Below are 9,997 nucleotides of genomic sequence, written 5' to 3' on the forward strand. Positions count from 1 at the left end.
CAGGCTTCTCCCTCCCCTTCATGGGGAGGGTGGCTGACGCGCAGCGTCAGACGGGTGGGGAGGGCTTGGCTAATCAGAAGGGCGTGGCAGGCTTGCGAAGTCGCCCCCACCCGGTCGCTGCGCGACCACCCTCCCCATGAAGGGGAGGGAGAGGCGTTGCGCCTAGCCCCCCGCACGGCGCCTCAGGCCCATTTCGTCGAAGGCGGCGGTTTCGCGCTTGGCGGCGGCCAGCAGCTTGCTGAGGCGGGTGGCCTCGGCGACGTGCTCGAACTTCTTCAACTCCTCGAAGGCGCTGGTCAGGGCGTCGCGGGCGCCTTCTTCTTCGGCGGAGACGGCGGCGACCACGCCTTCGGCGTCAGCGCGCTTCAGCGCCCAGCCCTTCAGATAGGCCTGCAGCATCATGCCGGAGGTCGGGTCCAGGCGGGCGTTCTGGCGCTCGATCTCGACCTCGGCGTCCAGGACGGCGACGCGCATCTCGGCCTCGGCCTTGCGGGCGGCGACCTCGGCCAGACGCTTCTGCAGCGTCTCGACCTCGTAGTTGGAGATGCGGATCAAGGATTGGGCCCAAGCGGTCATTCGGAGGTCTTCCAGATCACGGTTACACCATTCCTTGGTTCAGAATGGTTTCCAGGCGGTCAAAGCTTTCGCTCAAACTGGTGTGGTCGTCCTTGTCCTGGCCGAGGAAGTCCTCGAGCGCGGGGTTCAGGGCGATGGCGCGGTCGACCACGGGGTCGGCGCCGGTGCGATAGGCGCCGATCTTGATCAGCTCTTCCATGTTGGCGTAGGCCGACAGGCACTGACGGGCGCGGCGGTTCAGTTCGCGCTCGGGCGGGGTCTGACAGCCGGGCAGGGTCCGGCTGACCGATTTCAGCACGTCGATGGCGGGGAAGCGGCCGCGCTCGGCGATCTTGCGGTCCATGACGATGTGGCCGTCCAGGATACCGCGCACGGCGTCGGCGATGGGCTCGTCATGGTCGCCGCCGTCCACCAGGACGGTGAACAGGGCGGTGATCGGCCCGGCCTCGGTGCCGTCGGGGCGGATCGGGCCGGGACCGGCGCGTTCCAGCAGCTTGGGCAGTTCGGTGAAGACAGTCGGCGTATAGCCCTTGGTCGTCGGCGGCTCGCCCGCGGCCAGACCGATCTCGCGCTGGGCCATGGCGAAGCGGGTGACCGAGTCCATCAGGCACAGGACCTCCAGCCCCTGATCGCGCAGGTATTCCGAGATGGCGAGCGTCATATAGGCCGACTGGCGCCGTTTCAGCGCCGGCTCGTCCGAGGTGGCGACCACGACGATGGCGCGCTTCAGGCCCTCTTCGCCCAGGGTCTCCTCGATGAACTCGCGGACCTCACGGCCCCGCTCGCCGATCAGGCCGACGACCACGACGTCGCAGGTGGCCTGCTTGGCCAGCATGGACAGCAGCACCGACTTGCCCACGCCCGAACCGGCGAAGATGCCCAGGCGCTGGCCCCGGCAGGTGGTGGTGAAGACGTCCATAGAGCGCACGCCGAGATCCAGCCGCTCTCCCACGCGTCCGCGCGAATGGGCCGGGGGCGGCGAGGCGCGCAGGGGATAGGGGACGGCGCCTTGCGGCAGCGGGCCAAGCCCGTCGATGGGCAGGCCGAAGGCGTCGATGATCCGGCCCAGCCAGGCGGTCGTCGGGCGCACGCTGGCGGCGGTATCGATGATGCGGATGTCGGCGCCGGGGGCCACGCCCTCGACCGGGCCGAAGGGCATCAGCAGGGCCTTGGCGTCGCGGAAACCGACGACCTCGGCGGGCAGGGGGGCTTGTCCGCGTCGCTGGATCTCGGCGCGGGCGCCGACGGCCAGACGCGACAGGCCGCCGCGCGATTCAATCAGCAGGCCGCTGACGCCCGCCACCTTGCCGGTGACGACCAGCGGGTCGATCGCTTCGACGGCGGCGACGAGATTGCGCAAGAAAGAGAGCCCCTTCGGGCTGCGTCAGGTGATCCGAACGCAGCGCCTCTATCCGTTAACGAATGCCTCATCGTGGTTAACGAGCGGTGAAGTCCGCCTACGGGATCGCCCTTACATCCTATCCAAGAAAAATGTAGGTTTCTGAACCTATAGTTGAATGTAAAATGTGCGGTCATCAATCGAGTCATAACGCCTAAGGAGCGGACTGGATGTTCGGCAAGGGTCGTCAAAACCGTGATGCGGAGCAGAAGCTCCATGACCTCGACAGCAAGATGGCCGCGATCGGCCGATCCCAGGCGGTGATCGAGTTTGATCTCGACGGGCATATCCTGGACGCCAACGACAACCTGCTGAAGACGATGGGCTATGCCCTGGAGGAGATCCGGGGCCAGCATCACCGCACCTTCATGGACCCGTCCGAGGCGGCCACCTCGGCCTATGCCGACTTCTGGCGCGATCTGAACGCGGGGCGCTTCGTGGCGACCAAGTTCCGGCGTCTGGCCAAGGGCGGGCGCGAGGTCTGGCTTCAGGCCTCCTATAATCCGGTCATGGGGGCGGACGGCCGCCCGGCCAAGGTCATCAAGCTGGCGGTGGACATCACCGAGGCCGAGCAGGCGGCCGCGCGCCGCGAGTCTGAGCGTCTGTCCGCCGAGGCGGCGCAGAACACCCTGGTCGAGGTCCTGGCGGCCAATCTGGCGCGTCTGTCCGACGGGGACCTGACGGCCCGCATCGAACAGGACATGAGCGGCGCCCACGGCCGGGTGAAGGATGATTTCAACAGCGCGGTCGACAGCCTGCGCCAGACCCTGGGCCAGGTGCTGAACGCGGTGTCCGGTCTGCGCGGCGGCTCGGACGAGATCTCCAGCGCCTCGGACGATCTGTCACGCCGCACCGAGCAGCAGGCCGCCAGCCTGGAGGAAACCGCCGCCGCCCTGGACGAGATCACGGCCACGGTGCAGCGCAGCGCCGAGGGTGCGCGTCAGGCCTCGAGCGTCGCCGGTGAGGCGCGGGGTCAGACCGATCGCTCGGGCGAGGTGGTGCGCGAGGCCATTAACGCCATGGACGGCATCCGTCAGAGCTCGAACAAGATCAGCGACATCATCGGCGTGATCGACGAGATCGCCTTCCAGACCAATCTGCTGGCCCTGAACGCCGGGGTCGAGGCGGCGCGGGCGGGCGAGAGCGGGCGCGGTTTCGCCGTCGTGGCCTCCGAGGTCCGGGCCCTGGCCCAGCGTTCGGCCGAAGCGGCCAAGGAGATCAAGACCCTGATCTCGGCCTCCGCCGCCGAGGTGGCGCAGGGGGTCAAGCTGGTGGGCGAGGCGGGCGCGTCGCTGGACGCCATCGCCGGCAAGGTGGGCGAGATGGACGCCCTGGTGGCCGAGATCGCCGCCTCGGCCCAGGAGCAGTCCTCGGGTCTCAGCCAGGTCAATCAGGCCGTGAACCAGATGGATCAGGTCACGCAGCAGAATGCGGCCATGGTCGAACAGACCACGGCGGCGGCGGCCAATCTGAAGACCGAGGCGGAAGGTCTGGCCCGGATGGTCGGCCGCTTCCGCACCGGCGAGGAAAGCGGCGTGGTGCGCCAGATGACGGCTCCGCCGAGGTCCCAGCCTGGGCCGCAGTCCGGGCCCCCGCCCGCACTGGAAGCCCAGAGGACCCGCCTGCGGGCCGTGGCCAACGGCGGCCTGTCGGAGGAGTGGACCGAGTTCTGATCCCTCAGAAGATGCGGCGGATCACCAGCCGCATCACCACGGCCAGGATCAGGCCGAACAGGCCCCCGGCGGCGATGTTCAGCACCGGCGCGCGCAGGCAGGCGATCAGGGCCTTCATCTGATCGTCAGGCCGGGGCGCCGGGTTCGGTCAGGGGCTGTCCCTGACCTCTCGGCGCCGTCAGCACTGCGCCGATCGAGGCGGCGATGATGCAACCGATGGCCAGCCATTGCAGCGGGCTGAGTTGTTCGTGCAGCAGGATCATGCCCGCCATGGCGCCGATGGCCGGTTCGACGCTGAGCAGGACGCCGAAGGTGCGCTTGGGGATATGGCGCAGGGCGATCATCTCCAGCGAATAGGGCAGGGCGCTGGACACCAGGGCGACGCCGAGGCCGAGCAGCAGGACCGAGGGCGCCAGCAGGGCCGCGCCTGCCGTCGAGACGCCAAACGGCAGGATGACCAGGGCGGCGGTGCTCATGCCCAGGGCCACCGACTGGCCCGCATGCATATGCGACAGGCGCTTGCCGAAGACGATGTAGAGGGCCCAGCACAGGCCCGCGAAGGCGGCGTAGCCCACGCCGACCGGGTCCAGCCCCTCAACCCCGCTCCAGATCGGCAGCAGCATGGCCAGGCCGGCGACGGCCAGGCCGACCAGGGCGAAATGCACCGGCTTGCGCGAATGGATCAGGGCCAGGGTCAGCGGGCCGCTGAACTCGATGGCGATGGCCAGACCCAGGGGAATGGTCCGCAGCGCCATGTAGAAGCTGAGGTTCATCAGGCCCAGGACCAGGCCGTAGAGCAGCACCCGCCCGGCGTCGGCGCGGGTCAGACGGAACCGCCAGGGCCGCCAGATCGCGATCAGGACCAGGGCCGACAGGCCGACGCGCAGGGCGGCGGTGCCCTCGGCCCCGACGAGCGGGAACAGGCTCTTGGCGAAGGAGGTGCCGACCGCCAGCGACACCATCCCGCCGACCAGGGCGAGGTAGGGCAGGGCGGCCGAAAGGCGCGGCGAATTCAGGTCAAGGGTCGGGGAGGACATCGGCCGGGAACCTAGTGAAAAGCCGTCTGTGTTTCTCGCTGATTTCTGCTGCTAGAATGCAATAAACCTGCGTTAGAAAGATGTTACATGCAAGAAACCGTCACGCTCGACGATTTCGACCGTCGCCTGCTCGATCTGGTCCGGCGCGACAATCTACAGCCCGCAAGGGTGTTGGCGGACAAGGTCGGCCTGTCCGAATCGGCAGTGTCGCGACGCCTGCGCCGGCTGCGCGATGAAAAAGTCATCGTCGCTGACGTGGCGGTGATCGACGAGGCGCGGCTGGAGCGCGCCCTGACCATGCATGTCCTGGTCGAGATGGAGCGCGAAGGGACGGCGGTCCTGGACGCTCTGCTGGCCAAGCTGACGGCCCGACCCGAGGTCCAGGCCGCCTGGTATGTGACCGGCGAGACCGACTTCATCCTCTATGTCCGCGTGCCGACGATGGAGGCCTATGAGGTCTTCACGCGCCAGGTGCTGAACGACGACGCGCGGGTGCGGGCCTTCAAGACCCTTATCTCGATCCGCGAAGTCCTGCCCTTTGACCCGGCGCGACGGGCGCTGGCGCGGCGACCCTGATAGCTGGGCTTAAGCGGCCCGCAGAATTCCTGTGCGGCATGATCTTGCCTGACGCGTATAAGGGCTGTCACTTAAGCTGAACTCGCCGCTACGGAGCGCTCCCCATGTCCGACACCGCCTACGACGCCAGCCGCCACACCAAGGCCGGGCGCGGCCGGGTCTATGACAGCATCGTCGACACCATCGGCGACACGCCGCTGGTGCGGCTGCCCAATCTGACCAAGGAACTGGCCCCCAAGGCGACCGTGCTGGCCAAGCTGGAGTTCTTCAACCCGATCAACTCGGTCAAGGACCGCATCGGCGTGGCCATGATCGAGGCGCTGGAGCAGGCGGGCAAGATCAAGCCGGGCGCCACCCTGGTCGAGCCGACATCCGGCAACACCGGCATCGCCCTGGCCTTCGTCGCCGCCTCCAAGGGTTACAAGCTGATCCTGGTCATGCCCGAAAGCATGTCGATCGAGCGTCGCAAGATGCTGGCCCTGCTGGGCGCTGAACTGGTGCTGACCCCCGCCGAGCAGGGGATGAAGGGCGCCATCGGCATGGCCCAGGACCTGATCGCCCGCACGCCCGGCGCCGTCAGCCCGTCGCAGTTCGAAAACCCCGCCAACCCCGCCATCCACGAGGTCACGACCGCCGAGGAAATCTGGGCCGATACGGCCGGCGCGGTGGACATCGTCATCTCGGGCGTCGGCACCGGCGGCACCATCACCGGCGTCGGCCATGCGCTGAAGGCCAAGAAGCCCTCGGTGAAGATGGTCGCGGTCGAGCCGACCGCCTCGCCGGTCCTGTCGGGCGGCGCGCCCGGTCCGCACAAGATCCAGGGCATCGGCGCCGGCTTCATCCCGCCGGTCATCGACACGGGCGTCATCGACGGCGTGGAGCAGGTGTCGAACGAGGACGCCTTTGACATGGCGCGGCGCGTGGCCCGCACCGACGGCGTGCCGGTCGGCATCAGTTCGGGCGCGGCCCTGGTCGCCGCCTTCCGCCAGGCGGCCCTGGATGAGAACGCCGGCAAGACCATCGTCGTCGTCCTGCCCGACTTCGCCGAACGCTACCTGTCCACGGCCCTGTTCGAGGGCTTGTAGGGGGAGGGAGATCCCCTGGCGTTTCGCCCCTCACGCACGGTTAACCGGCTCGCGCTAGCGTAGCAGCCATGACCAGTCCGGCTGTCAAAATCGACGCTGACGCTCCGCCAGGGCCGTCGAAGGCTCGCCAGATGCTGCTGCGGCGGCTGGCCGATGTCGTCTGCCTGCCCGCCAGCCGGATCAACGCCTTTGAGCGAGCGGTGACGGGCGATCTGCTGGTGGACCTGTTGCGCCAGGCCTCGGTCGAGGAACGGCGCCGGGTGGCGGTGCGCCTGGCCCCGCTGGCCGAGTTGCCCGACAGTCTGGCGCGGTTGCTGCTGCGCGACGAGCCGTCGGTGGCGGCGCCCCTGATCGAGCAGTGCGCCGCCCTGACCGACGTCGACCTGATCGGCTGCGCCCGCGATGCGGGGCTCGAGCATCGACTGCTGATCGCCGAGCGCCGGGGGCTGTCGGAGGTCGTGACCGAAGCCCTGCTGAGCCTTGGCGAGGAGGCCGTCGTCGAGGCGGTGCTGAGGAACGCCTCGGCCCGTCTGGCCCAGGCGGCGATCGAAGGCGTGGTGGCGATCAGCCGTCAGAGCCGCGGTCTGTGCGCGCCCTTGCTGAAGCGGCCCGAGCTAAGGCCGTCGGGCGCCTATGTCATGTTCTGGTGGTGCGGGGCCGAGGAGCGCCGCGTCATCCTGCAGCGCTTCGCCGTGTCGCGCGAAGTCTTGCAGGACAGCGTCGAGGACCTGTTCGCCCTGGTCGCCGCCGAGGGGTGGTCCGATCCGGTGACGCGCAAGGCCCTGCAGTTCATCGAGCGGCGCCAGCGCAACCGAGCGGCCATCGACAAGAGCCCCTATAGCGGGCTGGAGGCGGCCGTCGCCGCCGCCGCCAGGGGCATGACGCGCGAACTGGTCGGCGAGATCGGCTATCTGTCGGGCGTCAAGCCGCTGACCTCAGCCAAGATCATGGGCGATGTGGGCGGCGAGCCTCTGGCCATCCTGTGCAAGGCGACGGGTCTGTCGCGGCTGGACCTTCAACTGCTGTGGCAGGGACTGCGGCGGCCCGAGGTCACGGCCGACGGCGAGGTCCACCCCGACTGGGAGCGGGTGCAGATCACCTATGAGATGTTGGCGGTCGACCGGGCGCAGACCGTGCTGCGTTACTGGAACTGGTCGCTGTCCTCGGCCCTGACCCCGACCCTGCTTCAGGCCATCCGCGAGGGCGACGAGGACCTGATCGACGAATACTCCGCGCCCGAACGGGCCGCCATGCTGGCCCTGGCGGATAACTTCGGTCGTTGAGGCGGGACGACTGAATTCAGTTGATGTAGTTAGAACAGTTCGCCCGTCGGGCGATGTTCTATGCTTGCATTGCTATTGTTCTCAAACATACGTATGAAACCAAGCTCCGACGGGTCGGGATTGATCAGTCGAACGCGTTTGGCTCCTGAAACAGGCGATCCCCCCATGGAAGAAAAACCCGAACTGCTCGAAATGACGGCGGACATCGTGTCGGCTTACGTCAGCAACAACACCGTATCGGCGGACGCCGTTCCTGGCCTGATCGCTCAGATCCACGCCGCTCTCTCGGGCGTGTCCTCGGCCCCGGTTGAAGTTGAGCCCGAGCCCAAGGAACCGGCGGTTCCGGTTCGCAAGTCGATTACGCCTGACTTCCTGATCTGCCTGGAAGACGGCCGCAAGTTCAAGTCGCTGAAGCGCCACCTGCGCACCAAATACAATATGAGCCCCGAGGAATACCGGGCCAAGTGGGGCCTGCCCAAGGACTATCCGATGGTCGCCCCCAACTACGCCAAGGCCCGTTCGGACCTGGCCAAGCAGATGGGCCTGGGCCAGGGCGGCCGCAAACCTGCCCGCGCCGCCCGCGCCAAGAAGTAAGCCCGACCTTTTCAAGGTTGGAGCAGCGCCCGTCTTCCGAAAGGAAGGCGGGCGTTTTTGCATTCCAGAGGCGCCATCGCCCTTCGGGCTGCTTGAGCGCGTTTGGGAGGCGCTCAGGGTGTTCAAAAGCCCTCCCCCTCGAGGGGGGAGGGGGCCCGAGGGGCGACTCTCAAAACTCAGTCAAGCCGCGTGCATGGCCTTGCGCATGCGCCAGAAGCGCAGGGTGCGCTGGGCGGCTTCGTGCGTCAGGTCGTTATACATGCCGGCATAGGCGCGGGCCTTGCCCATGGCGTCGCCGTCGGTGTTCAGCAGGACCACGGCGTAGGTCAGGAACAGGGCGCGATCCAGGTCAGCCGCCTTACAGACCACGGCCAGGGCGTCCAGTTCGCGCCGTTCGATGATCTGACGGGCGGTGTGGAAGTCGATGTCGGCCAGCTGTGACAGGGCGATCAGGAAGGAGGTCCGGCTGCCCGAGCGCAGGAAACGGGCCAGGACCTGGGGCGTCAACTGGTTGGCCGCGCGCAGTTCCTCGACGTAGGCCAGGCTCTCCGTGTAGTCGGGCGGCAGGGCGCCGTCGTCGGTGGCGACGCGGGTGCGGCCGGCGGCCAGGGCGCTTTCCAGCAGGGCCGGGTCCATGCGGGCGTTCTGTTCCAGAATGCGCTGCCGCAGGCGGGCTTCGACCTCGAAATACATCTCGTTCAGCAGGTCGGGCGGCAGGCTGGCGCGCTCGACGGTGGGCGCGTGCAGGGCCGGGTTGACGCGCGCGCGCTCGACGGCGGCTTCGCAGGCGGCGCGCGACATCTGGGCGCCGTCATTGCCGAGCAGGACGCCCAGGGTCTCGTCGTCGCCGCGCTCGACGATAGCATCGGACACAGCCTCGGACACCTCGGCGCGCTGGCTGACGGCGCGCATGTGGCCCTGGCCGCGCGAGCGGATGACCTGGATCAGGTCGGCCTCGGTCAGCATGGGCGAGGCGCGCAGGACGGGCTCGGCCACGTCCTCGGCCTCGTCATTGGCCAGTCGGCGGATCAACTGGATGGGCGCATCGACGGCCTCGGCGAATTTTTGGGCCAGTTCGGCGCGAACGGCGACCTCCATGGCGTCGGTCAGGTCGCTGAGCACCGAACCGTAGAGGGCCGTTTCGGCCTCGCTGCGCTCGGGCGCGCCGAAGAAGTGGTCGGTCAGTTCGCGCAGCAGGGCGCGGCGCTTCTCGCTGGACGGCTCCTGAGCCAGGGCGATCAGGTCGGGCAGGCGCGAGGCGGCGTCGTCGGCCGAAAGAGGGGCGGAGCCGTCGCTCATGGCAGGATGGGGTCCTGGTTGTCGGGCAGGGCCTGAAGGCGGCCGTTGGCGTTGCGGATCAGGTTGGGCGCGGCGGGCGGCTCGGCCAGATCGGTCGAGGCGGGCACCGAGGTCAGATCCACGGGCAGGGCGTCCAGATATGCCGGCGCGGGCAGGGGCGTGGCGTCGGGCTGGCGACCGGCCTGACGGTGCACCGAATAATAGCGGGCGCCGCTCTGGCCGGGCGCTTCGGCGACGGGCGCGGGCGTCGGCGCGAGCGCCGGCTGGCCTTCGGCCTCGGCGGCCTGCACGGCCGGGGCGGCGGCTGGCGCGGGGCGTTGCAGACGGAAGATGGGCGCGTCGCGGCGCGGGGCCATGGGGTCCGCGACGGGCGCGTCGGCGGGCGGGGCCTCGGCAGCGGGGGCGAGGGCGACAGCCGCAGGAGAGATTGGCGCAGGAGAGATCGGCGCAGGAGGAACTGGCGCGGGGGCGACCG

9 protein-coding genes and 1 pseudogene are annotated in these 9,997 nt (G+C 68.6%); 5 read left to right on the forward strand and 5 right to left on the reverse strand.

From position 1 onward, the window contains the following. Positions 1-162 precede the first annotated feature (162 nt). Both CQ039_RS08465 and fliI read right to left on the reverse strand, forming a co-directional pair. On the reverse strand, positions 163-576 hold the full coding sequence (locus CQ039_RS08465; RefSeq protein ID WP_105565004.1) for a flagellar export protein FliJ: 414 nt from the start codon (positions 574-576) through the stop codon (positions 163-165). Positions 577-598: 22 nt separating this feature from the next. Next, positions 599-1,936 (reverse strand): flagellar protein export ATPase FliI, encoded by a 1,338-nt coding sequence (gene fliI, locus CQ039_RS08470; protein WP_105565003.1) that lies wholly within the window; start codon positions 1,934-1,936, stop codon positions 599-601. Between the two features lie 209 nt (positions 1,937-2,145). Here fliI and CQ039_RS08475 point away from each other — a divergent pair, with 209 nt between their 5' ends. Further along, on the forward strand, positions 2,146-3,648 hold the full coding sequence (locus tag CQ039_RS08475; RefSeq protein ID WP_233190338.1) for a PAS domain-containing methyl-accepting chemotaxis protein: 1,503 nt from the start codon (positions 2,146-2,148) through the stop codon (positions 3,646-3,648). A 125-nt stretch (positions 3,649-3,773) separates the two neighbouring features. Here CQ039_RS08475 and CQ039_RS08480 read toward each other — a convergent pair whose 3' ends face one another. Continuing rightward, positions 3,774-4,685 carry a DMT family transporter gene (locus CQ039_RS08480; RefSeq protein ID WP_105565002.1) on the reverse strand — a complete coding sequence of 304 codons (912 nt, stop codon included), beginning with the start codon at positions 4,683-4,685 and terminating at the stop codon, positions 3,774-3,776. 87 nt (positions 4,686-4,772) lie between these two features. Between CQ039_RS08480 and CQ039_RS08485 the strand changes: the two genes are divergently transcribed. From CQ039_RS08485 to CQ039_RS08500, 4 genes are all read left to right on the forward strand, one after another. Beyond that, a complete protein-coding gene (locus CQ039_RS08485; RefSeq protein WP_105565001.1) occupies positions 4,773-5,261 on the forward strand; it encodes an Lrp/AsnC family transcriptional regulator in 489 nt (162 codons plus the stop codon). A gap of 104 nt (positions 5,262-5,365) precedes the next feature. Next, positions 5,366-6,346 carry a cysteine synthase A gene (gene cysK / locus CQ039_RS08490; RefSeq protein ID WP_105565000.1) on the forward strand — a complete coding sequence of 327 codons (981 nt, stop codon included), beginning with the start codon at positions 5,366-5,368 and terminating at the stop codon, positions 6,344-6,346. Between the two features lie 68 nt (positions 6,347-6,414). Continuing rightward, complete coding sequence (locus CQ039_RS08495; protein ID WP_105564999.1) at positions 6,415-7,629, forward strand: DUF2336 domain-containing protein; 1,215 nt, start codon at positions 6,415-6,417, stop codon at positions 7,627-7,629. Between the two features lie 165 nt (positions 7,630-7,794). Beyond that, positions 7,795-8,223 carry a MucR family transcriptional regulator gene (locus CQ039_RS08500; protein WP_105564998.1) on the forward strand — a complete coding sequence of 143 codons (429 nt, stop codon included), beginning with the start codon at positions 7,795-7,797 and terminating at the stop codon, positions 8,221-8,223. Positions 8,224-8,403: 180 nt separating this feature from the next. Here CQ039_RS08500 and CQ039_RS08505 read toward each other — a convergent pair whose 3' ends face one another. Then, positions 8,404-9,522, reverse strand: a complete 1,119-nt coding sequence (locus tag CQ039_RS08505) for a DUF2336 domain-containing protein (RefSeq protein ID WP_105564997.1) — start codon at positions 9,520-9,522, stop codon at positions 8,404-8,406. Next, positions 9,519-9,997 (reverse strand): annotated as a pseudogene (locus tag CQ039_RS08510) (hypothetical protein); the annotation flags it as partial. The gene CQ039_RS08505 and the pseudogene CQ039_RS08510, both read right to left, overlap by 4 nt.

The organism is Brevundimonas sp. MYb52 (genome assembly GCF_002979535.1).
Lineage (GTDB): Bacteria > Pseudomonadota > Alphaproteobacteria > Caulobacterales > Caulobacteraceae > Brevundimonas.